The organism is Thermoclostridium stercorarium subsp. stercorarium DSM 8532, assembly GCF_000331995.1.
GTDB classification, from domain to species: domain Bacteria; phylum Bacillota; class Clostridia; order DSM-8532; family DSM-8532; genus Thermoclostridium; species Thermoclostridium stercorarium.
In genome coordinates this window covers 41,307-65,082 of record NC_020134.1, presented here as the reverse complement: position 1 = coordinate 65,082, position 23,776 = coordinate 41,307, and the positions used below count along the sequence as shown (strand labels likewise).

Sequence of the window (23,776 nt, the reverse complement as noted above, 5' to 3'; positions counted from 1 at the left end):
CCTCCCGGTTAAGATTTAATGTCTTTGCTCACTTCTATTGCAACGGTGGTACCAATGCCGGGTTTACTGAATATATTGACCGAAAAATCATCACCGTAATATGCCTTAAGCCGCTGCAGCACATTTTTAACCGCATATCCGCTGCCTTTTGAGCGTTCCACCTTGCCCTGCATCACCTTTTTCACAGTCTCGGCATTCATCCCGACACCGTCGTCAATAACTTTAAGACAAATTTTGTCCCCGGTCAGACCTACATATATTATTATCGTACCGTGGTACCTTTTGGGCTCTATGCCGTGGGTCAGAGAATTTTCGGCAAGAGGCTGGAGAATGTTTTTAACAATATTGTATTTATATGCTCTTTCATCGATCCTGTATACCACGTCAAACAAATCGTCGAACCTGATTTTCTGGATTTCAAGATAAGACTTCACCATTTCCAGTTCTTCTTCCACCGTGATTACAGTTCCGCCCTTGCTTAATACAAGGCGGTAAAATTTTGCAAGGGAATTTGCCATCCTTACCACTTCCGGAGCCTTTTCCCTTCTTGCCACCCAGGATATCGTAGCCAGAGTGTTGTATAAGAAATGAGGATTGATTTGCGCCTCCAGGGCTTTCAGCTCCGCTTCCCTTTCCATAAGCTGAATTTTATAAACCGTCTCCACCAGCTCATATATTCGCTGTGTCATGCGGTTAAAGTTCAAAGCCAGAACTCCGAACTCATCCATTGATTTTACAGGTACAGATACGTTAAGATTGCCGTCCCTTACTTTGTTCATTGCGCTGACAAGCCTTTTTACTCTCCTCAGCAGCATGTTTGTTGTAAAATATATGATTACCCCCAGCACAACCGATGACGCGGTAAGAACCACGATTATATCCTTCAGGGATTTCCTGATTTCCCCGTTGAAATTTTTAACGGGGAAAATGCCGACAATGGTACAGTCTATCTGCTCCACCGGGATGGTTATGACAATCGCTTCGGTACCGTTCACTTTTTCCACCGTTCTTTTCCGGGAGCCGGCCTGAAAATTTTTTAATCCGGTTTCTGAAATGTCTGCAAGGTAATATTCGGGAATATTGCCCGACACTATTTTGTTTTCAGCGTCCACTATGAAAACATTCCCCATCTCGTTAATCACCGGATCCCTGAGCATACTGAACAGGACTTCCTCCCTGACCTCTATTTCCAGCATGCCCAGATATTTCTGCCGCTGTGAAAAAAGCTCCCTGTTATATGAAAACACCTGTGTATTGTCTGCAATATTTCTGAAAACATGGGTTTTAGCCGAATGTGAGCTTACCCATCCTTTTTTCTGCGGCTTATCCCTTGCCATCTCCAGAAAGCGTTCGCTTGACTTCGTAACGGTGATGCTGTAATAGCTGTTCAGCATTTCGCTTATGATGATATTTTCAAGATATATGCGAATTGAATGGATGCTGTTGTTCTGGATTAGAATGTTTTCAATCAGAGGGGAGTAACTGAACTGGTATTCTTCAATCTTCTTATTCAAATCGGGGTATTCATATTCGAGGAAATTCATAAAATCGGAATTTAGCGCCAAAATGCCCGAAATGTTTTCTATTACCTTTTCATTCTGAAGAATACTTGCTTTGGTCTGGAGCAGGTTTTGTTCCATGACCAGTGAGGCCTGGGCAATTGTTGACTCAGAAACCTGATAATACAGGTAAAATCCCGCAAGTATCACAGGAATGATAAGGATTGAGAAATACGCCAGGACAAACTTCCAGCTTACGCTAATATCCGAAAAATACCGTATCAGCCTTTTCACGGCCCATTCTCCTTAAGCCGCTTATTAAAAACCGTCTTTAGGACAAGCAGGTTTTCCGATAATATTTTCTTATAATGCATTTTACATGTCAACTTCCCTGTTGCCTTCACAAAAAGGAACGATCAGGTCTGTATACGGCCCGAAAACAAAACTCCGGCCTTAAAAAAAATGCCGGGATTTGTATCCGGCATTTCAGATAAAATAAAAAACCGCAAAAAATTATTTGATCTTTAGAGAGTAAATTTCTCTATTACGCCGTTTTTCATTACGAGCTTTATATGTTCCTTATCGGCAAGGCAGCTTATGTTTTCAAGAGGGTTGCCGTCGGTTATTACTATATCTGCAAGTTTGCCTGACTCAAGACTTCCCAGTTTGTCCTCGCTTTTCATCAGATACGCCCCGTTAATGGTTCCTGCTTTAATGGCCTCCATCGGGGTCATTCCCGCCTGAACCATCGCTACAAACTCCATGCCGTTTTTTGCGTATGGAGTGTTTGCGGAATTGCTGAAATCTGTTCCGAGGGCAATGCGTATGCCCGCCTTTCTTGCCATTTCAATGGTTTTTATGTTTGCTTCCGCGCAAAGTTTCGCCTTCTCTCTGACTACAGGATGCAAACCCGGAAAACCGGCGACGTTTAAGGATATATACAGCGTTGTAACGAGGGCGACACCGTTTTCCGCCATCAGATCAATGGTTTCCTGCTCCAGCATTACCCCATGCTCAATGGATTTGACTCCTGCCTTTACTGCCTGAAATGCCCCGGCGTTCCCGGTGCAGTGGGCTGCCACATACGTTCCGTGCCTTTTCGTCTCATCCACAATTGCTTTTAATTCCTCGAAGGAGAACTGAACATCATTGACATTATCAGCAATTGACGAAACGCCTCCTGTTGCGCTTACCTTTATAAACTTTGCTCCCTGTCTGAAATTCTCGCGTACCGCCAGTATACATTCATCAACGCCGTCGCACAACCTTCCGGTCAGATTTGTCGCATTTACTTCTTCCTTTGTCAAATCCCCGGCAATGTCACAATGCCCGCTTGTTATGCTTAAAATTCTCCCGCCTGGCATAATTCTGGGTCCTCTAAGATAACCGGCATCAACCGCGCGCTGCAGCGCAAACCCGAAAGCACTCATGTCCCTGAGGCCTGTGAATCCCGCGTCAAGCAGGATTCCGATCTCATACGCCGCCCCCAGAAGCTTTTCGTACCTTGTACTCTTTTCACCAGCGGTAGCCTCGCCGCAAAGATGGACATGACAGTCAATAAACCCCGGCAGAATAGTTCCTTTTCCGGCGTCTATAATTTCAGCGTTCCCGGGTATTTCCTTTTCATTATAAATACCTGCGTATTTAATCTTGTCACCTTCAACAACGACAAGCCCGTTTTCTATCGCCGCGTCGGATACAGCGTCTATTACCCTTCCTTTTAAAGCATAACAGGCCATTTGCTTACCTCCTGCAAAAATTATTCTTCCACTTCAACAATCCCTTCTATTTCAACAGGGACATTCAAAGGCAGCTGGTTTACGCCTATTGCGGTCCTCGCGGCACATCCTTCCTGCCCGAATATGTTCACCAGTAACTGGGACGCAGCATTGGCAACTATATGCTGTTTGTCAAAACCCGGTTCACTGCTGACCATAACGGTAAGTTTCACTATCTGCCTGATTTTATCCAAGTCGCCTACTGCATTTCTAATCGCAGCCAGCATATTTAATATACACAGCCGTGCTGCCTCCTGGGCATATTCGATATTCCGTTCCGTCCCCACTTTACCGGTGTATTTAACCTCTCCGTTCAGCCAGGGTATTTGCCCTGAAACATAGAGCACGTTTCCTACTCTTCTCACCGGTGTATATATTCCTCCGGCAGGCGAGGATTCGGGAAGGTTATATCCAAGTTCCCGGATTTTGTTTTCAATTCTCAAATTTCATCCCTCCTGTGCCTTGAAACATGCTACATAGTGTTTATTACCGATATCCGTAAGTTTCGGGGTTTTTTCAGCGCATTTGGGCATGGCATACGGGCAGCGGGATACAAACCTGCATCCGGGCGGAGGATTTATCGGACTTGGAACCTCACCGGACATAAGCATGTGCGGACGGCTTTTTTCATAGTCCGGATCGGGCTCCGGCGCCGCCGCAAGCAGGCCTACGGTGTAAGGATGCATCGGGTTGTTAAAAAGTTCACCGGTTGCGGCCATTTCAACTATCTGCCCCAGATACATAACCGCGGTATCGTCACAAATATGCCTTACCACGTTCAGATCATGGGCGATAAATAAATACGTCAGCCCGAATTTTTCCTGAAGTTCTATAAGCAAATTTATTATCTGCGCCTGTATTGAAACATCCAGCGCCGAAATCGCCTCATCGCAAATAACGAATTTCGGATTCACGGCCAATGCACGGGCAATACCCACCCGCTGGCGCTGACCTCCCGAAAACTCATGAGGAAAACGGCTGGCATGCTCTCTCGACAGTCCGACAGTTTCCAGCAGTTCATAAACGCGCTCGGTATATTCCTGTCTTGTTCTGCACAGTTTGTGTATTTTCAGGCCCTCTCCCACTATCGCACCAACGGTTTTCCTCGGATCCAGGCTTGCGTACGGGTCCTGGAAAATCATCTGGATTTTTCTTGTAAACTGTTTGTATTCCTTTCCCTTTAATTTATGGACATCGACACCTTCAAACAAAACCTGCCCCGCATCTGCTTCATAAAGCCTGATAATGGTTCTCCCGACGGTGGTTTTGCCACAGCCTGATTCTCCCACCAGACCAAAGGTCCTTCCCTCATCCACGTAAAAACTCACGTCATCAACGGCATGCAGCCACTGATTTCGCCCCACGCGGAAATATTTTTTTAATCCCTTTACTTCAAGCAAATGCCCCGACACTTACAAATCCTCCTTTAAGTCCGGCGTATCAAGTTTTCTCTTTCTTCCGGGCAGTTTATATTTCGGCGCCTTAGGATGCATAAGCCAGCATGAAACACTTCGGCCGTTGCCCAGATCGGTGATTTCGGGCTGCATCTCGGTACAGATTTTCATGCAGTACCTGCACCGTGGGGCAAAGGCGCATCCTTCGGGCGGTGCAAACAGATCGGGCGGGGAACCGGGGATTGATGTCAAGGTTTTTCCGTTTCCGTTGCCCGACGGCATGCTTTCCAGTAATCCCGATGTATACGGATGCATCGGATTATAAAAAATATCCCGCGCAAAACCCGTTTCAACCACCTTTCCCGCGTACATTACGGCAATGCGTTCGGCAGTGCGGGCAACAACACCCAGGTCATGGGTTATTATAACCACTGATGTCCCAAGTTCTTTTTTTAACCCGTTAATCAACTCCAGAATTTGTGCCTGTGTTGTAACATCAAGGGCGGTTGTCGGTTCGTCGGCGAACAGAATCTTCGGATTGCACACCAGCGCCATTGCAATCATAACACGCTGGCGCATTCCTCCCGAGAACTCATGGGGATATCTCCTGCAGCTCTTTTCGGGATCGGGAATGCCCACTTTCCTAAGCATTTGAACTGCCCTTTGTTTCGCTTCGGTTCTGGATATTTTCTCGTGTTTGAGAATTCCTTCCTCTATTTGTCTTCCTATGCGCATCGTCGGATTAAGGCTTGTCATGGGATCCTGAAAAATCATCGACATTTCGCGGCCCCTGAGCTTTTGCATCTGCTTTTCGGAGTAGTTGGTTATATTTTCACCGCAATAATAAATATCCCCGCTTTTATACCTGCCCGGGGGTGTGGGAATCAGCTTCATAACGCTCTGACATGTAACGCTCTTGCCACAGCCCGACTCTCCGACAATGGCCAGGGTTTCACCCCTGTTCACATACAGCGAAACACCCCTTACCGCCTGGACCTCTCCTGCATATGTATCAAAGGAAAAATACAAATCCTTTATTTCCAAGATTCTTTCCTTCATAACTGCAAATACTCCTTTCTACATACGCAGCTTCGGATCCAGGGCGTCTCTCAACCCGTCGCCGAAAAGATTGAAAGACAGCATCGTAACTGATATTAAAGCCGCAGGTATCAAAAGCTGGTAAGGATATATGCGGAACACAGAAATCCCTAAATTGGCAAGCTGTCCCCAGCTTGGAATGGGCGGCGATATTCCAAGGCCGATAAAACTTAAAAAGGCTTCCTGGAATATAGCAGAAGGTACGCCCATAGTCATGCTTACCACAACAATTCCAAGGGTGTTAGGTATCAGATGCTGAAAAATAAGCCTTGCCGGCGATGCGCCGAGAGCACGGGATGCCAGGACAAACTCCTGTTCCTTCAGCTGAAGTATCATGCCGCGAACATTCCTTGCGATACCCATCCAGCCCGTTAATGCAAATGCTATAACCATTGCAACCGGCCCTGTGCCTATATATATGGTTATAAGGATAATGTAAATCATATTAGGCACGCACATTACTATATCTATAAACCGCATTATAATCATGTCGACTTTTCCGCCGAAGTACCCGGAAATTCCGCCGATTATGACACCTATAATCCCCGGTATTATTGAACCGAAAATTCCGACCGCCAGTGATACCCTTGCACCCACCCATACACGAACCCACAGGTCACGCCCGTGAGAATCAGTACCAAAGGGGTGCTTCAGCGACGGCGGTGCGTTGGTATTGGAAAGATCCTGCTTGTCATATGTATATTCCGAAAAAATGGGAACAAATATGGCCAGCAATGTTATAATAACAATAACCGCAAGGCCGGTCATCGCAACCCTGTTTCTGAATAACCTGCGGCGTGCGTCGGCCCAAAACGTAATACCCGGCCGCGTAATGATTTCGCTTTGCCTTTGAGTTGTATCTATATGTATAAAGGCATCTTCCGGCAGATTAACCGATATGTTGTTACTCATATTTGCCTCCTTCTATTTGGTAATCCTAATCCGGGGATCTACAATTCCATAGACAAGATCAACAATGAAGTTTGCAAACACAAGAAAAGTTCCGTAAAATACCGTCAAACCCATTGTCATAGTATAATCCAGCCCTGTAATTGAGTTGACAAAATGCTGGCCAAGCCCCGGAATGGCAAATATTTTTTCTATAACAAACGTTCCCATCAGCACGCTCGCAACCATTGGGCCAAGCATTGTTAAAACAGGGATCATCGCATTCCTAATCTGGTGGCTCCAGACAATCTTTCCTTCACTCAGTCCTTTAGCCTTTGCTGTTTTTATATAGTCCTGCATTACCACTTCAAGCATGCTGGCGCGCATAACACGGGTCAGTGTCGCCATAAGCGACAGCGCCAGCGCCGCCGTCGGCAGAATTGTATGCGCTGTTGATTCCCATTGTGAAACCGGCAGGATTTTAAGCCTTATTGCGAAAATATACTGTAGAAAAGATCCCATAATGAAGCTGGGTATCGAAACCCCGATTACGGCTACGACCACGCATGCGTAATCCACGGCCTTTCCGCGTTTCCGCGCCGACGCCACTCCCAACGCAAGCCCCAAGGGCAATGCCACGGCAAGAGCCCTAAGTCCGAGTTCGGCGGAAACGGGGAAAGTGGACGCGATTATGCTGTTTACCGTGCGGTTTGTATATTTCAGCGAATAACCCATATTTCCGCGAAGCAAGTTTTTCATATAGGTAAAGTACTGTTCTATCAACGGCCTGTCCAGGCCGTAATAAGCCATCATTCGTTCCTGCACTTCAACGGATATAAGCTTTTCGGTCTGAAACGGGTTACCGGGCAGCACGCGCAAAAGAAAAAAAGTTATTGTTGCGAGGAGCCATATTGTCAGTATTGAAATGATTAACCGTTTAATTATGTACTTTACCATTTTAAGTCCCTTCTGTTTAATTACATTTTAAGGAAATTCAGATTATAACAGATGAAAAAACTGATTTGCCTTTTCAGTTTTCTTATCTGTTATAATAGACCCCCATTTGATGAAATTCAAATGATTTTTATGGCAAATTGTCGCCCAGAGCCCTGACACAGGCTCCGGGCTTAATTTGCCATTCCCCCCCTGTTAAAAAGCAACATTATTTAAAATTTTAATGAGCCAAAATCCTTGCATATATAAATTCTATTGAACCCGTCTCACGCCCGTAATAGAGTCCGTCTACATAATCTCTAAACAGGTATGCCGTGCCCGGTAGCCACAGCGGCGCAACGGGGCATTCGTCCAAAATCAGCTGGTGAGCCTGCTGCAGCTTGGTAAAACGTTCTTCAAGGCTATCTGCATTTGTTGAAGCATTCATCAGCTCGGTATATTTGTCATTGGACCATTTGGCGTAGTTGTTCGGATTGTCTTTTGTATAATTGTCCAGAAGCGTATCGGGAGACACTCCGGTGCTCATACCGTTAAGGAATATGTCAAACTCGCCGGCCAGAAGGCTTCCAATGGCCTGCGGCACGGGCATGATATTGATGTTTACATTCACTCCCAGCACATCTTTCCACTGTGCCTGAAGGGCCTCGGCATATGCTCTGTGGGTCGGGGAATCCAGACATACGTAATTTATTTCCGGAAGCTCCGAAGGTGAAGAAAGGCCCATTTCTGACAAAGCAGCATTCAGATATTCCTTTGCCTTTTCGGGATCTCCGTTCGGCGGAACATGACTGGAAGCAGGATACTTTTCAATTATTGATTCACCGTTCAAAGATATTTCGGGATCAATCATGCTGTCTGCGACAACGGTTCCCGGCGGTGATATCGCTTTTACGATGGATTCACGATCTATTGCATAGCTTAATGCCAGACGAAGGTTTTTGTTCGACAGCACAGCCCCTTCCTTAGACATGAACACCAGATGCTGCAGCGTGCCTCCTGCGCGGGTTCCGTACTCGCCGCTGTATTTTACCGTCTGAACGGCGGAAATACTGTAGATACCGTCGACTTCACCCAGGTCATACATGCCGACACGGGTGTTTTCATCACCGACAATATACTCAACCACTTTTTCAAGAACTATATTGTCTGCATCCCAGTACAGGGGGTTCTTCTCCATAACGATTTTCGACCCCTGAGACCATTCCGTAAGAACAAAAGGCCCGCATCCGATAAAGGTTTCAGGACTTGAACCGTAATTTTTCCCGTACTTTTCCACATAATCCTTCCGGATGGGATAGAAATTTATCCCCTGTGCCATTTCCTCAAGGAAAAATGGATCGGGTTTGGCAAGGGTAATAACCAGCGTTTTTTCATCTGCGGCCTTAATACCAACCTCAGACGGATCGGTTATCTCACCGTTGGCATATGCCATTGCATTCAACACCGAACTGAAGGATTCAATCTGGGAAGAGCCGGTGTCAGGACTCAGAAGACGCAGATACGCATACTCGAAATCATAAGCCGTTACAGGCTCACCGTCGGACCATTTCGCATCGTGCAAATGGAATGTGTAAACAGTGCCGTCATCCGAAACTTCATACCTCTCGGCAATACCCGGGATTATTTTCCCTTTGCTGTAACGTATAAGCGCTTCATTTACAGCGTACATAACCAGCGCAGACATCTCGTCGTTCATCAGACTTACGTCAAGGGTAATCATATCATTATGTCCGACAAAAGTAAGAATCTGCTCATCCGCCAGCCGTGATTCGGTTGAAGAAGCGTCCTTTTCTCCTTCGATAGCACCGGTTTCGGTTTTTACACCCCCGGAATCTTTTTTATTCCCCGTGGTGGTACAACCGGCAAGGACACCACAAATAACGGCAAGTACCAAAAATAATGCGGACAGCTTTCTTATCATTTTCTCTCCTCCTTACAATACTCCGGATATATTGAGCTTCCCTGCATACCGGCACAAATCCTTAAATAACGGCATAGTCAGGAAGCGCTTTACAACCCCGATATTACTTAATAATACCGCGCCTTTTTCCTGCTTCCAGAAGCCTTTCCAGGGCAGTTTCAAGTTCACTGCGCGGTATGCCGACCTGAAAACGGCAAAACCCCTCGCCCCCCGGGCCGTATTGACTGCCGCGATCCATTAAAATTCCGGCGTCATTGGTTAAGAAATCGTGAAGCTGCTCCTCGGTAAGGCCAAGTTTGTTAAAGTCAGCCCACAAAAGAGTCCCGGCCCTGTGCCTGCATATTGTCACGTCGGGCAAATATCTGCTGAAAAAATCCTTAACTTTTTCTATGTTTTCAGTGACAAAATTTATCAAGGCGTCGATCCATTCCTTGCCCTCCCTGGAATAAGCGGCGACAACGGCGGTATACATGAACGGATCCAGGCTTCCGTAGTGTTCGGCATCCCTTTGAGTGACGTATTTTTTGCGAATTTCCTCATTGGGAATTATTATGTTGGAATGGCTTGTCCCGGTAAAATTGAAGGATTTTCCGATTGACGTACATACAATACAATTATCCGCCGCTTCGGGTATTGTGGAATAAGGTGTAACCCTGTTTCCGTAAAATACATGTTCCGCATAGATTTCGTCAGCCACAACCAACACATTGTATTTCTTCGCAAGCCTGGCTACCGTTTTCAGTTCCTCCTCTTCCCAGATATCCATAATCGGGTTATGAGGATTGCAAAGTATCATCATTTTGTTTTCAGGCCTGGCCATTAAATATTCGAGGTTTTCAAAGTCCATTTCATAATAACCGTTCCTGTATATCAACGGATTATAGACAATCCTGCGCCTTGCATTAGTTATTACGCGGCTGTACAGCACATAAACGGGCGGCTGCACAATTATACCGTCATTTTCATCCGTAAAAGCCCTTATCGATGTGCTTATTGCTTTCAGTGTCCCATAGGAAGGAACTATCCACTCTTTTTTTATTTCATAAGCCCTTACTTCTTTCATCCAGTTTTTAACGGCATTTATATAAGCCGGACGATCCGAAGCCGTCCATCCGTAAAGCCCCGACGCAGCTCTTTTTATAAGAGCCTCTATCACGCACGGGGCTGTTTTCAAATGTAACTGCGCCCCTGACAAAACAATTAAATCAGGATTATAGTCAGTGCCTAAATCAACGTCCTGTGCATCAGCCAATGTTTCAAAGTCGAAATTCCTCACTTTAAACGCTGCCTCTTTTCTGGATTATTTACTGAACATTTCAGTGAGTTAATTAGTTACATTATATTGTTCCAACCGATTAATTGTCAATGCACTTTTTAAGAAAATCTGAAAGATTATTTTCCAAAACTTGAGTTTCCGAGTTTCAAATCCATCTCCAGAAATTTAAGGGCCTTTTCTTCGTCACGGGCTTCAATCGCGTCAACAATTTCGAGATGATAGGTTTTCAGATTACTGCCGTTTAAACGGTTTTTTAAGTTAAGGGTACGCGTTGAAATATCAAGAAGATTTGCTACAATGTCCCTTAAAAATTTATTTCCCGTAAGTTCGGCCATTTTACAGTGAAATTCGGTGTTTGACACACAGTCACTTTTATCAGCCATCGCCCTGAGTATTTTTATATCTTCAGGGCCGGCCTCCCTCACGAGGATTCTCACAGCAAACCCTTCGTTAATTAAACGCAGTTGCTGGGTTTGGTAAAATTCCATTTCATTCAGCGAAACAATAAGATAGCCTTTTCTCGGATAGCTTATAAGGCGCCCTTCCCTGCATAAACGGTGAAGCGCTTCGCGCACCGGAGCCTTGCTTACGCCATAACGCTCCGCCATTTCCCGTTCCACGATAAACTCGTCCGGGTTTAACCTGAAATTGTTTATATCATCTTTTATCGCCCTGTACACTTTATCGCTCAAAGTTTCCCTCATGTAACTCCACCCGTTTTGAAAGCATATAAACCTTTCTTTGGCTTTATTAATTTTTTTGTATAATAAATAAAATCTTTCTACAGGATAAATTAAGTTTAACTTATAACGGCTATAACTTCAATAATCAAATAAGTGTTTGATCAAAGGCTGAAAAACTGATATAATCTTCTGCGTGCCGGAAAGGATGAGCGAGACATATGAGCCAGTCTGTTTCGGATAAGGTTTATGAAATTTTACGGGACAGCATTATTACTGGGAAAATATCCAACAGAGAAGTGCTTCTCGAACAGTCCATAGCCGATGAATACGGAATCAGTAAAATAACGGCGCGTGGAATTCTGCAAAAACTTTGCCACGAAAAATACCTGATTTGTTACCCAAGGAAAGGCTACCTTGTTAACGAGATTACTCCGGAACAATGCCGGAAAATCCAGCAGCTTCGGTATCAGATTGAAGCACTGGCCCTTCGTTTAATTGCAAGGCAGAATCCCGGCAAAGGCCTGGCAACGCTTAAAGAAATTCTGGAACAACAGGATGATTCCAAGGATCCGTACCAAACCATCAACACCAGGTTTCATCTTGCCCTTGCAAAACTGTCGGGTAACGAGTACATATACGACGTACTTTACCCGTATCTGGGATATGTTGCCCGTTACGCGATAACAAGCATAGAACGCGGGCGTTTTTCGCCCGAGAACAATTTCCACCGGGAAATTGTATTTTCCCTTGAAAATAACGACATTAACGCCGCATTGAACTTCCTGCGCCTGGATCTGCAGCTTGACGAGGATGAAATATGATTTCTGCTTTCTCCTATTTCCCGTTTACCTGCAGCTTCGTTAGGCGGATACTCGGCGATCCGACGCAGTAACTTCTGAGTAAAAATTCGTCTATAAGCAGATCATTGCCCGTCTCCTCCACATTTCCGAACAGCTCTGTAAGGTTCCCGCATATGGTTAAAGCTGAAACGGAACGGTAAGGCTTCCCGTCTTTTATGACAATGCCCCTGCACGGAATTGCAAAATCCCCTGAACCGATATTTATTGAATGGAATATATCATAAGATTCGGTTATATATACACCGTCACCCATGCTCTGAAGCATTTCCCCGGCCGGACGGGTGCCCGGCTTTATATAGCATATTTTCGGAGTTACAATTATTTCCGTCGGTATATTGCCCGTCAGCAGTGCAACCCTCCCGGCATTCCCGGTGGGCTCGGCATTTAACTGCGACGCACTGAACAAATTATGCATAAGGCCTGTGAATTTCCCATTGTCCACCAGTATTGTTTCCCTTCCCGGCGTGCCTTCACAGTCAAATGGAAAGCAGTAACCGGTACTGTTGTGGAAAGGTGTGTCAATAATACTTAACGCCGGTGAGCCAATAACCTCGCCAAGCCTTCCCTTCAGTGCGGTTGAGCCGTCACAGTATTTAAAACCGCTGAACAGCTGCCACGCTGTCATCATGATGTTTACGCCGACATTCGGGCTTAATACGACGGGATATTCCCCCGGCCTGAAAGTGCCGGGTTCCATTTTGGTTCTGAGGAAATCTTTAACTCTGTCCGTCAGAGAATCAAAATCAAGCCTTTCAAGAGAGCCGGACGAAACCGATGCCTCGGCATCCACATTTTCCCCATGCAGCTCGGCGGTAATTTTTATCTGGGCATAATAAACATTTCTTTCAAAAAACACATCAACGCCCTTTGAATTAATAACTCTGGACGAAAAGGTATCCACCCTTATACCCGCGTAGGAACTTCTTAAGGACGGAACCGCGTCACGGACAATTTTTTCAAGTAATAACGCCTTTTCAATGATACCGGAATATTTTACGCCGGATTCCCCGAAATACTTTTCAAACTTTGGGGCGTTACCGGAATTAAATGCGGTTTCAGGCGCGTTTATTACGTCCCTTTTGCTGACGTCCGAAACAATGCCGTTATTGTAAGCCTTTAAAATCACTTTATCCGGTTCTTCATCAAGATCTTCGGTATATGCATAACCTGTTTTTTCCGACGACGCGCGCACATATACCGATGTAACGTCCGAATCGGCGCTTTTTACAATCTGTCCGCCGCTTACGCCGATAAGTATGCTCTTTTTTCGTTCTATGTCAACCTCAGCTTCCTTTATGTTTTCAGGTAAATTACTAACCGCTTTCTTATATCTGTCAATAAAGTCCATGTTTATCCCTCCCCGCCTACAGTCATCGACGAAACGCGTATTCTCGGCTGAAAGCTTGTTGTAGTAACGAGCCCCGAAACAGAACCGCAAAAACCTCCGCTGTCGGGTTTTAACTTGCTTCCTACCCGATCCACCTTGTTTATCAGGTCAATGCCTCTTGCATTAAGTGTCAGACCTTTTACCCGGGGGCCTATTTTTCCGTCCTTTATCCAGTAGCCTTCGGTCACCGCTACCGAGAATTCCCTTCCGCTGTCACCGCCGCCCAAACGTTTTACAAAAAGCCCCTCGTCAATTGTCCTGATCATCTCATCCTCATCATCGGTGCCCGGAGCCAGGTATGTGTTGGTCATCCTTGCGGCGGGAGGGAACATATACCCCTGACGTCTTCCGCTGCCCGTAGACGGCATGTTCAGTTTTCTGCCGCCCAGTCTGTCACACAAATACCCCTTCAGGATCCCGTTTTCAATCAGTACGTTTTTTTGTGTCGGATGCCCCTCATCATCAATGGCGGCCGAACCATACATCCCCGGTATCGAACCGTCGTCAATAATCGTGACTTTTGTAGAAGCAACCTTCTGGCCCAGTTTTCCGACAAAATCGCTGTTATTCGCCGCAATTGCAGTCGCCTCCAGCGGATGCCCGCAGGCTTCATGCCATAATACCCCGCATGAGCCGGCTTCAAAGACGACAGGAACGACGCAGGACGGAACGGTTACGGCATGGAGACTGTCGGCCATATCATTAATGAAATTCCTTGCAAAGGAAATATAATCATTTTTGTCTCTGAATGTTTCAAAACCGTGCGGGCTTGGAAAGTCGGCCCATTCGTAATGGCTGTTGTTTCCATCCTCTACAGTGGCCTGTATACGCAACCGGGTTGTTATCCGCCTGTCTTCGGCGTATAATCCCTCGCTGTTCACTATAAGGATTCGCTGATCGGTATCGAAATAATCAACATTCAGCTGCCTTACGGTGTGCCCTGTGCTCCTTGCGGCGGCATCGGTTTCCCTTACCACCTGAATTTTTTTCAAAATGGGTACAGTTCCGGGATATTCGGTTACCGAGTTAGGGTTCTTCACACGTTGCATTGAAAAAATAATTTGCCCTCTGTCCAGCCTTTCGCAGGAATCCAGCAGTTCCGCTGCTCTTCTTGCGGCGTCCAGAAGTCCTGAATAGGATAAATTATTCGTGTAAACATACACACTCCGTGTTCCCGAAAGCACATAAATTCCAGCTCCAAAGATGTGCACGCTGGTTACGCCCTTCAAAACCTGCTGGGAACATTTTATATTTAACTCGTCCTTGTCTTCGAAGAAAAGCTCTGCAAAATCTCCGCCGCCCGAAAGAGCAGTCTGAAGGATTTTTTCCATTTCACCCGTCGTTAACAATGTGAAGCCCCCTAACTAAAATGTTCAGTGAATAGTTTAAAAATAGTATATTGCCGTTTTGAGCTGTTTGTCAACTTAATCAGTCAATTTCTTAATCCTGAATAACTTTTACAAATACAACCTCTTTTGGTCCGGGCGATTAATTTGACAATGAACCGAAGTTTTCTGAAGAAGACAAAAAGTCATATAAACTTGCAGCAAAAAAAAAACAATGCCGGTTTTTTTCAAAGTTAACCCGGCATTGTTTTTAAATATTTGGGGGATATTAATTTAAGCCATTTTAGAATACCGGTATAACCGCACCTTCATACTTTTTATTTATGAATTCTTTTACTTTCTCGCTCTTAAGTGCTTCTATCAGCGCCTTAATTGCTTCGTTGTTTTCATTTCCTTCCTTTACGGCCACTATGTTCGCATATGTCTGAGCGGCTTCGGATTCTTTGTCTTCAATTGCAAGTGCGTCCCTGTTGACGTGCAGTCCGGCTTCAATGGCATAGTTCCCGTTAATAACCGCAAGATCCACATCCTGTAATGCCCTTGCAAGCTGAGCGGCTTCCATTTCCTTAATCACAAGTTTTTTCGGATTCGACTCGATATCAAGCACCGTTGCGGTAAAGCCCACATCCTCTTTTAACTTGATTAATCCCTGAGCCTCCAAAAGTTTCAGCGCCCTTGCCTCATTTGTACCGTCGTTAGGAATTGCTATAACCGCTCCGTCCTTAAGCTCATCAAGGGACTTTGTTTTTCCGGGGTAAATCCCGAAGGGTTCATAGTGAATGGCTGCAACCGAAACAAGCTTTGTTCCGTTTTCCTCATTAAAATTCTGTAAGTACGGAAGGTGCTGGAAATAATTGGCGTCAAGTTCTCCGGTGTCGGTGGCAATATTGGGGAGTACATAGTCGTTATACTCTATAATTTCAAGATTATATCCCTTCTCAGCCAGAATTTCTTTTGCAACCTGAAGAATTTCGGCGTGGGGTGTAACACTTGCGCCTACCTTGATGGTGGTGTTCTTTTCGGTTTTGTTGCAGCCTGTCAGCAAAGAAGCAAACAATGTAAGAAAAATAAGTACACTTAAAAATTTTTTCATATTCATCCTCCTTTTATATTTTATTTAATAAATTTACTTAATCCTTTTGTCCGAATGCTTTGCAATTCGCATACCGACTTCCTGAAATATCTGAACAATGATTACAAGCAAAACCACCGTAACAGCCATAACATCACGCTGATACCTGTAATATCCGTAATTCACCGCTATCGTACCAAGGCCTCCGCCCCCGACAAAACCCGCCATTGCCGAATATCCAAGTATCGTGGTTATCGTAATTGCGGCTCCTATTATGAGCGAAGGCTTGGCTTCGGGAAGAAGAACCTTGTATATTATCTGAAACGTGGTGCTTCCCATTGACTGAGCCGCTTCGATGACTCCTCCGTCCACCTCTTTCAGTGAAGACTCAACCATCCTTGCCACAAACGGCGAAGCGGCAATTACAAGCGGTACAATCGTTGCGGTGGAACCTATTGTCGTTCCCACAATCGCCCGTGTAAGCGGAATAAGGAACACAAGCAAAATCAGAAAAGGAACCGAGCGAAGAAAGTTGATTATAAATCCCAGTATTTTATTTACAGCCGGTATCGGATAAATACCGTCCTTGTCGGTCACGTATAACAGTACACCGAGGGGCAGGCCGAATGCATATGCCAGCGCCGTGGAACCCACCGTCATATACAGCGTTTCCAGAATTCCCATTCCCAGTAATTCAAGCATTCCCCTGTCAAACATTTATCTCTTCCTCCCTGTAATAAATTCCTTTTTCGTCGAGGTACGCAAGTATCCGCTTTATTGACGTTTCATCGTCGGGAAGCTGCAGAAGCATTTCGCCGTAGGCTTTTCCTTCAATACTTTTCGTGTTTGCATACAATATGTTCACAACCGCCCTGCACTCAAGGGTCATGTTTGAAATAATGGGTTCAAAGGCGGAATTGCCGTCGAAAATTATGCGCAGGCATTTTTTCCCGGTCATTCTGTGTATTTCGCCGCTCTTTGGCAGGATAAGCTGCTTTGCGGTTTCGGAACGGGGTCTGAGGAAAACCTCCTTAACGTCACCCATCTCCACAATCCTGCCACCGTTGATTACCGCAACACGATGGCATATTTGCTCAATAACCTCCATTTCATGAGTTATCATCACTATCGTGACTCCCATGGTACGGTTTATGTTTTGCAATAACTCCAAAATAGAGCGGGTTGTGTTCGGATCAAGCGCGCTGGTGATTTCGTCACACAGCAGGACTTTTGGATCGGTTGCCAGAGCCCGCGCAATTGCAACCCTTTGCTTCTGCCCGCCCGATAACTGGGACGGGTAAGCGTTCAGTTTATCCGCCAGCCCGACCATCTCCAGCAACTCAACAGCCTTTTTCCTTGCCCTGTCTTTCGGAACATGGGCAATTTCCAGTGGATAACACACGTTTTTTAACGCCGTCCGCTGCTGTAAAAGGTTAAAACTCTGAAATACCATGCCCATGGACTGCCTTACTTTAAGAAGTTCCTTCCTGCTTAATTTCATCAGATTCATTCCGTCGAAAATTATTTCTCCTGAAGTGGGCTTTTCCAGAAGGTTGATACATCGGACCAGCGTACTTTTTCCCGCACCGCTCAGCCCTATAATGCCAAAGACTTCACCTTTTTTTATATCCAGATCGATATTTTTCAGAACCTCCACTGGCCCATTGGCCGTTTCAAAGGTCTTGCACAGATTTCTCAGGCTTATCAATTAATATCCCCCTCAAACCAAAAAAAAGTAGGAAGCTTTCTGCTTCCTACTTTTTCTATGATAAATCATTCATAAGATCTTTCTATATGTACAGTGATACTAAAGATAGGAGCAGAAAGCAATATGAGAACAGCACGGCATGGACATGCACATACACATGTACATATCTGAAAGACACATATCGGAAGCATTCATATTCAAATATGCCGATACGTTGGTTCTCATAATGCACTCCTTACCTCAAAATAAAATAAGAACTGATTAGTGTGATAATATAACAGTTTTTCTTATATGTCAATAGGGTTTTGGAATTTTTACCTAATAAACACTACCGTTCTCCCTGAAAAGCCGCCATATATTCTCAAAGAAGCCGTCTTCGGCAGGGATCGGTCTTACCGGACGCCAGTTAAACTTTACACCTGTTCTGGTGAGGGTTACTTCCTGCACCATGTTGCTCATGCCTTGATCATCGGGTTTAAACCTGAACATTTCAGGCAGATTTCCGATTAATTCCCCGTCGGGATCATAATACAGCGCAGAACCCCTGCTTTTTCCCCCGCGCTCGATGTAATCTTTCATTGCGTTTAAATACACATACTGGCTTATCAGCGTGTCGTAAAGGATGAATACATCTTTAAGTTCCCGCCTGTCGCTGATGCAAACCTTTTCGGCAAAATTTTCAATCAGGCCTGCAACATACCGGATATATTCCTCAATTCTGTGGATATCCCGCACGGCTGCAGCAACCTCACTCATCCTCCTGCGGGTATAATCCAGCAATTCATTCACATTGGAACGGTTTTTAAAAACCTTTGCGGCGAGCCCCGTTATTTCTTCAATCTGAGGACGGCTTATTTCCTCAAAGGATGCAATATCCGCAGGATCACCTGTGCGTTTTGACGCAATGAACCTTGCGGCCCTGAAAGCCCCTACCTGACCCGCGTTCAACGCACTGCCGCCGGGCCGGTATACGCCATGGGTCGCCGCAACCTCTCCGACGGCAAACAAGCCTTCAATATTGGTCCGCCACCAGATGTCAACATCAAGCCCACCGTTGTTATGCTGCGCACAGAGGGCTATTTCAAGTGGCTCCTTTGACAGATCAATGCCGTGGTTTTTATAAAACTCCACCGCCGGAGCGTTCATATGAAGAAGCCTCTCCACCGGGGTGCCAAACAGTGCCCCTGCTTTTTTAAGGTAATTGTATGCTTCATCATTCAATACCGAAAAATCAATATTCTGAACAGGATTTTTTGTGAAATCAAGAAAAACACGCCGGTTTTTTAAAAACAGCTCAATATAAACAAGAATATCTATTACCGACGACCCTTTTCTGGCCTTTCTCACGTCAAACGGCCACTGATATCCCTTCAAAAAGGTTTTTGAAAGAAGTTCCCCGTCATTTTTAAAATATTCCCTTAAGAATTCTTTCCTGTCGGAACCGTCCTGCCTTGTGGAAAAAAAGCACGGTAGGCACTGCATATATGTTCCCGACACATTCCACCTCGGCTTTACCGACGACAGGCCATACTGCCATTCGGTAAGGTTTTTGCCCCTCACTCCCGCCAGAAAAGCCACCCCGGTTGCGCCGTGCTGGCTTTCGGGGTACACTGAATGGGCATACATGCCCGCCGGGCCGCCTGTGGCGTAAACAATGTTTTTGCAGCAGAACGCGGTAAACATCTTTTCCCTGTCACAGCCGGGCGTCAGATTCAGGCACAGTAATCCGGCAACTTTATCGTTCTCTTTCAGGATTTTAACAATAAGGAGGTGCTCAAAAACAGGTATGTTTTTTTCGCGGACTTCTCTTTCCAAAGCCTCGGTCATCAGCCTGGACGTAAGGGGACCTGCAGAGGTTGCCCGTTTCCGCGGGTCGTGATCGGTCTTGTAGCCGATAAATTCCCCGTATCTGTTCACAGGAAACGGAACGCCCATATCCACCAGTTTCATAAAACATTGAACCGACAATGCGGCCTCCACCAAAGCTATGTCTCCGTCCACACACTGTCCTTCAAACAAAGTTTCAGCCATTTCCCTTACCGAATCGGGTTCAGAGCCTTCAAGCGAAAGCTTGTAATACGTCTGCTTATCCGAGCCGGTATTCCGGGATGTGCCGGCTGAAATGTCCTCGGTCACTATTGCGATATCCTTCTGACCGAAATCATAAAGCCTGACCGCGGCACTCAGGCCTGCGGCACCGCTTCCTGCAATAACGGTGTTGCAGGAATACACGGGTATCTCATAGTCTCCGACGGTGATTTTACAAAATCTCACCGGATTATCCCCCTTTTATTCCATAATCGTTTCACACACTTAAAGCCGGCGGATATGGAAACCTCCGTCCACGTAAATGCATTGTCCGGTGGTATACCTGAATTTGCCAGAACACAGAGCCGAAACCGCAAGACCTACATCTTCAGGGGTTCCCCACCTGTTTATGGGACATATTCCTTCCTGAAACATCCGATCATATTTGTCCTTGACTTTAGCCGTCATATCTGTTTCAATTATACCCGGCCGGATTTCATAAACATAAATGCCCTCGGGCGCAAGCCTGTCGGCATAAAGCTTCGTGAGCATTGATATTCCGGCCTTCGAAATACAGTATTCCCCCCTGTTTACCGAAGAGACTTCGGCCGAAATAGAGGATATATTTATTATTATCCCGCGGACTCCGTTTACAGGCTCCTGAATCATCATTCTCTTGGCCGCGTACTGAGTCATAAACATCGTACCTTTGGTGTTTATATTCATAACGTAGTCATAGCTTTCTTCGGTCATGTCAAGAATGTCTACGCGTTCTTTCGGAGCAACGCCGGCATTGTTGACAAGTACGTCTATTCTGCCATACCTTGCAACCGCCATGTCAACACATTTTACTCTGTCACTGTGTTTGGCTATATCACCCTGAACATATAAATAATCCACATTTCTTTTTTTCAGTTCATCAAGCGTTCCCCTGTATTTTTCCTCCGGTCCTGACGACATTATAACCACTGAAAAGCCGTCGGCCCCAAGCTGCTTGACAATTCCCAGCCCTATTCCGCGGCTTCCCCCGGTGACTACCGCCGTTTTTTTCACAGCCTATCCCTCCTTTTCATCCGGTAAAAGTATAATTTTCTTCTGAGCTAAAGAGTCTGCGCAGGAAAGAATGAATAACCCGTCAGGTTTATTTCCTTTCCGGCTTTTGCCCACGCAATACCCTTTTCGCTTGGTAACTTCCAAAGCTCATAGCATTCGGTCAGGGTATTCTCAAGACCTTCGACGAAAATTACCTCATCCCCGTCAGAGAGTTTTTCCCTCTTAATCAGATTATCCGGGAAAGTTACAATCCCGGGCATTGATTCCTGCATGCCGTTAACGCACAAAATGTGGGAATAAGCCGCTTCAGGGCCGCAGGAGACCGGTTCATTGTTCCCTACCTGTTCAATAAATCTGCAAAATTTTGAATAGCTGTCAAGAGACGGATTATTATAACGAATTACCGAACCATTTTTCAGACGGGCTTCAAAGGAAATGTTTCCTCTCTCATCGGAATAGTAAATCGTGCCTTCGGTGAATTCATAGCAGAATTTCAGTATTTTCCCTTCAGCTGCATGGGCATGGGAGGCAAAAAACATCATTTCGGTGTTATCATCAGTAAAAATTCTTGCCGCCACGGTGTCAAAGTTTTCAATGTCGTTCGCCCGGTACAATTCAGCCTGAACGGTTTTCGGAACCGCACTGATGTATTTGCTTTTTCCGGTTACAAAAAACATGTTATGAAGATAATGTGCTGCGGCGTTGTTGGCAATACTGTCAAGGATCCATCTGCCCGACGCGTCCCTTAACTTGCCTGCCCAGCTTCTGCTGTAATATTTAACGCCCCTGGACCACAAAACAATTGTTTTCAGTCTCTTCGGCCGGCCGTAAAGCCCCGAAAGTATATTCTTTTTCAGCTGCTGAATTTCATCACTGAACGACCACTGATAGCCTATTGCGAGAATTTTTCCCGATTTGTCCCTTGCTTTCATCATTTTTCTTGCGTCCTGCACCGTTGCACTGATAGGTTTTTCGCATAAAACATGGCTCCCCATTTCCAAAGCGTAACAGACCTGATCACTGTGGAACTGAATTGGTGAGACGATAACTGCAAAATCTGCAAAACTGCTTGAATAAAATTCCTGAAGACTTCTGAAAACGGGTATGTTTCTGTTTTTTATTTCGGCAATGCATGCGCAGTTTTCCGGATACGGCTCGACAACCCCCGCTATGTTTATCTTGCATCTGTCCCCGTTATGGAATATTCCTTTGAGATAACTGTAACCAAACCCTCCGATTCCGACAACAACAACCGAAACCGACCTTTCCATTGATAAATCCCCCCCGTTTTGTATCCGGCATAAAAAAAGCAAATTAATAAGCAAGTATGTTGTAGAATTTCAGGCAATGATAATATATACTATCTTTAAAGGCATGACCTATTAACTAATTTCATCTTATCACAACTTTCTCCACAATAACAGGAAGTAAAATTTTTGCGGTAATTTTTTATATTTAAAAAGAACAGGGTGAAATCATAATGGAATTTAGACCTTTCAGTTATCGCAATATCGAAGAGTTCAAAAACGACATTTCAGAAAACCGACTGGATATCCCTCTTTCCCTTAACACGGAATACTTATCAAGAAAAGTCAAAATCGGCGGTTTCACATTGGCGAACTCGCTGGCAATAAACCCGATGGAGGGCTGTGACGGGAAATATGACGGAAGTCCTGACGAACTTACGTTCAGAAGATATGAACGGTTTTCCCGAAGCGGGGCCGCACTGATTTGGTTTGAAGCAGTGGCCGTCGTGCCCGAAGGAAGGACAAACCCTCGCCAGTTGTGGATTCACCGGAATAATGTCTCGTCATTCCGGAAACTGTGCGGCAATATAATTGAAAATTCCAATAAAGAATTTGGTTTTACCCCGTTACTGATTATGCAGCTTACCCATTCGGGAAGGTTCAGCAAGCCCGACGGCAGGCCTGCGCCGGTGATAGCGGCTCATAACCCCTACCTGGATCCCATGCTTGACATTGACGAAAATTATCCGGTAATCAGTGACACAGAGCTTGAACAACTGGAAGACAAGTTTGTTGAAGCGGCGGTACTTGCAAAAGAAGCAGGTTTTCACGGCGTGGACGTCAAATGCTGCCACAGGTACCTTAATTCCGAGCTTCTTTCGGCATTCACCCGCAAAGGCAAATACGGCGAAACATTTGAAGGAAGGACAAGGTTTCTTCTTAATACCGTGAAAAAAATCAGGGACAGGCTGGGTGATGATTTTATCATAACCACCCGTTTGAACATTTATGACGGAATTCCGTATCCGTACGGATTCGGAGTGGATAAGGAGGATTATTTAAAACCTGATTTTTCAGAACCCGTTCGGCTGGTTAAAATCTTAAAGGAATCAGGAATGCCTCTTATTAACATTACTATGGGAACACCATACTACAATCCTCATGTGAACAGGCCTTACGACAGGGGAAGTTATATTCCCCCCGAACATCCTCTTGAGGGTATTTGCAGGCTGATATCGGGCATAGGGGAGATACAGAAAAATGTTCCCGATATTGCCGTTGTCGGTACAGGCTACAGCTGGCCAAGGGAATTTGCTCCGTTTATTGCGGCGGGAGTGCTGGAAAAAGGCCTTGCAAAGATTATAGGTTTCGGTCGCCAGTCTTTCGCATATCCCGATTTTGCAAAAGACATCCTATCGGGCAAAGGCCTTGATAGGAACAAATGCTGTATTACATGCGGAAAGTGTGTGGAAATAATGCGCGCTGGAGGAACTACGGGCTGTGTTGTCCGCGACGCGGAAATATATGCCCCGCTATACAGAAAATACTGCATGAAACAGTAAAAAGGCATCCGGGTCAGGCTGC

20 protein-coding genes are annotated in these 23,776 nt (G+C 45.4%); 2 read left to right on the top strand and 18 right to left on the bottom strand.

The annotated features are described in order from the left end of the window. Positions 1–8 precede the first annotated feature (8 nt). From CST_RS00290 to CST_RS00245, 10 genes are all read right to left on the bottom strand, one after another. Positions 9–1,793 carry a cache domain-containing sensor histidine kinase gene (locus CST_RS00290; RefSeq protein WP_015357790.1) on the bottom strand — a complete coding sequence of 595 codons (1,785 nt, stop codon included), beginning with the start codon at positions 1,791–1,793 and terminating at the stop codon, positions 9–11. A 230-nt stretch (positions 1,794–2,023) separates the two neighbouring features. After that, positions 2,024–3,238 (bottom strand): metal-dependent hydrolase family protein, encoded by a 1,215-nt coding sequence (locus CST_RS00285; protein WP_015357788.1) that lies wholly within the window; start codon positions 3,236–3,238, stop codon positions 2,024–2,026. 20 nt (positions 3,239–3,258) lie between these two features. Continuing rightward, on the bottom strand, positions 3,259–3,720 hold the full coding sequence (locus CST_RS00280; protein WP_015357787.1) for a RidA family protein: 462 nt from the start codon (positions 3,718–3,720) through the stop codon (positions 3,259–3,261). A 3-nt stretch (positions 3,721–3,723) separates the two neighbouring features. Then, a complete protein-coding gene (locus CST_RS00275) occupies positions 3,724–4,689 on the bottom strand; it encodes an ABC transporter ATP-binding protein (RefSeq protein ID WP_015357786.1) in 966 nt (321 codons plus the stop codon). Further along, positions 4,690–5,730 (bottom strand): ABC transporter ATP-binding protein, encoded by a 1,041-nt coding sequence (locus CST_RS00270; RefSeq protein ID WP_015357785.1) that lies wholly within the window; start codon positions 5,728–5,730, stop codon positions 4,690–4,692. Positions 5,731–5,748: 18 nt separating this feature from the next. Further along, positions 5,749–6,681 (bottom strand): ABC transporter permease, encoded by a 933-nt coding sequence (locus CST_RS00265; RefSeq protein WP_015357784.1) that lies wholly within the window; start codon positions 6,679–6,681, stop codon positions 5,749–5,751. A 12-nt stretch (positions 6,682–6,693) separates the two neighbouring features. Next, entirely contained in the window at positions 6,694–7,614 is a 921-nt protein-coding gene (locus tag CST_RS00260) for an ABC transporter permease (protein ID WP_015357783.1), read from the bottom strand. Between the two features lie 217 nt (positions 7,615–7,831). Next, the gene (locus CST_RS00255; protein WP_015357782.1) at positions 7,832–9,532 is read right to left on the bottom strand and encodes a peptide ABC transporter substrate-binding protein; all 1,701 of its coding nucleotides are present in this window, start codon (positions 9,530–9,532) and stop codon (positions 7,832–7,834) included. A gap of 103 nt (positions 9,533–9,635) precedes the next feature. Beyond that, the gene (locus CST_RS00250) at positions 9,636–10,808 is read right to left on the bottom strand and encodes a MalY/PatB family protein (RefSeq protein ID WP_015357781.1); all 1,173 of its coding nucleotides are present in this window, start codon (positions 10,806–10,808) and stop codon (positions 9,636–9,638) included. Positions 10,809–10,924: 116 nt separating this feature from the next. After that, on the bottom strand, positions 10,925–11,512 hold the full coding sequence (locus CST_RS00245; protein WP_015357780.1) for a GntR family transcriptional regulator: 588 nt from the start codon (positions 11,510–11,512) through the stop codon (positions 10,925–10,927). Between the two features lie 197 nt (positions 11,513–11,709). On the opposite strand from CST_RS00245, the gene CST_RS00240 reads away from it, so the two are divergent. Continuing rightward, positions 11,710–12,312 (top strand): GntR family transcriptional regulator, encoded by a 603-nt coding sequence (locus CST_RS00240; RefSeq protein ID WP_015357779.1) that lies wholly within the window; start codon positions 11,710–11,712, stop codon positions 12,310–12,312. A gap of 13 nt (positions 12,313–12,325) precedes the next feature. On the opposite strand, the gene CST_RS00235 is transcribed toward CST_RS00240, so the two are convergent. From CST_RS00235 to CST_RS00200, 8 genes are all read right to left on the bottom strand, one after another. After that, positions 12,326–13,699 carry a TldD/PmbA family protein gene (locus tag CST_RS00235; protein WP_015357778.1) on the bottom strand — a complete coding sequence of 458 codons (1,374 nt, stop codon included), beginning with the start codon at positions 13,697–13,699 and terminating at the stop codon, positions 12,326–12,328. A gap of 2 nt (positions 13,700–13,701) precedes the next feature. Then, complete coding sequence (locus CST_RS00230) at positions 13,702–15,087, bottom strand: TldD/PmbA family protein (protein WP_015357777.1); 1,386 nt, start codon at positions 15,085–15,087, stop codon at positions 13,702–13,704. A gap of 280 nt (positions 15,088–15,367) precedes the next feature. Further along, entirely contained in the window at positions 15,368–16,177 is an 810-nt protein-coding gene (locus CST_RS00225) for a MetQ/NlpA family ABC transporter substrate-binding protein (protein ID WP_015357776.1), read from the bottom strand. Between the two features lie 33 nt (positions 16,178–16,210). Further along, positions 16,211–16,873, bottom strand: coding sequence for a methionine ABC transporter permease (locus CST_RS00220; protein ID WP_015357775.1), 663 nt, complete (start codon positions 16,871–16,873; stop codon positions 16,211–16,213). Beyond that, the gene (locus CST_RS00215) at positions 16,866–17,864 is read right to left on the bottom strand and encodes a methionine ABC transporter ATP-binding protein (RefSeq protein ID WP_015357774.1); all 999 of its coding nucleotides are present in this window, start codon (positions 17,862–17,864) and stop codon (positions 16,866–16,868) included. The genes CST_RS00220 and CST_RS00215 overlap by 8 nt, the downstream gene beginning before the upstream one ends. Before the next feature lie 318 nt (positions 17,865–18,182). After that, positions 18,183–20,138 (bottom strand): FAD-binding protein, encoded by a 1,956-nt coding sequence (locus tag CST_RS00210; RefSeq protein WP_015357773.1) that lies wholly within the window; start codon positions 20,136–20,138, stop codon positions 18,183–18,185. 39 nt (positions 20,139–20,177) lie between these two features. Further along, positions 20,178–20,945, bottom strand: coding sequence for a 3-ketoacyl-ACP reductase (locus CST_RS00205; protein ID WP_015357772.1), 768 nt, complete (start codon positions 20,943–20,945; stop codon positions 20,178–20,180). 47 nt (positions 20,946–20,992) lie between these two features. Beyond that, positions 20,993–22,216, bottom strand: coding sequence for a Gfo/Idh/MocA family protein (locus CST_RS00200; RefSeq protein ID WP_015357771.1), 1,224 nt, complete (start codon positions 22,214–22,216; stop codon positions 20,993–20,995). Positions 22,217–22,425: 209 nt separating this feature from the next. Here CST_RS00200 and CST_RS00195 point away from each other — a divergent pair, with 209 nt between their 5' ends. Beyond that, complete coding sequence (locus CST_RS00195; RefSeq protein WP_015357770.1) at positions 22,426–23,754, top strand: oxidoreductase; 1,329 nt, start codon at positions 22,426–22,428, stop codon at positions 23,752–23,754. Positions 23,755–23,776: the final 22 nt, after the last annotated feature.

Excerpts from the sequence above, each read along its gene's own strand:
- CST_RS00285 (WP_015357788.1), bottom strand. The coding sequence starts at position 3,238 with ATGGCCTGTTATGCTTTAAAAGGAAGGGTAATAGACGCTGTATCCGAC.
- CST_RS00270 (WP_015357785.1), bottom strand. The coding sequence starts at position 5,730 with ATGAAGGAAAGAATCTTGGAAATAAAGGATTTGTATTTTTCCTTTGAT.
- CST_RS00265 (WP_015357784.1), bottom strand. The coding sequence starts at position 6,681 with ATGAGTAACAACATATCGGTTAATCTGCCGGAAGATGCCTTTATACAT.
- CST_RS00260 (WP_015357783.1), bottom strand. The coding sequence starts at position 7,614 with ATGGTAAAGTACATAATTAAACGGTTAATCATTTCAATACTGACAATA.
- CST_RS00255 (WP_015357782.1), bottom strand. The coding sequence starts at position 9,532 with ATGATAAGAAAGCTGTCCGCATTATTTTTGGTACTTGCCGTTATTTGT.
- CST_RS00245 (WP_015357780.1), bottom strand. The coding sequence starts at position 11,512 with ATGAGGGAAACTTTGAGCGATAAAGTGTACAGGGCGATAAAAGATGAT.
- CST_RS00240 (WP_015357779.1), top strand. The coding sequence starts at position 11,710 with ATGAGCCAGTCTGTTTCGGATAAGGTTTATGAAATTTTACGGGACAGC.
- CST_RS00235 (WP_015357778.1), bottom strand. The coding sequence starts at position 13,699 with ATGGACTTTATTGACAGATATAAGAAAGCGGTTAGTAATTTACCTGAA.
- CST_RS00225 (WP_015357776.1), bottom strand. The coding sequence starts at position 16,177 with ATGAAAAAATTTTTAAGTGTACTTATTTTTCTTACATTGTTTGCTTCT.
- CST_RS00220 (WP_015357775.1), bottom strand. The coding sequence starts at position 16,873 with ATGTTTGACAGGGGAATGCTTGAATTACTGGGAATGGGAATTCTGGAA.
- CST_RS00200 (WP_015357771.1), bottom strand. The coding sequence starts at position 22,216 with ATGGAAAGGTCGGTTTCGGTTGTTGTTGTCGGAATCGGAGGGTTTGGT.
- CST_RS00195 (WP_015357770.1), top strand. The coding sequence starts at position 22,426 with ATGGAATTTAGACCTTTCAGTTATCGCAATATCGAAGAGTTCAAAAAC.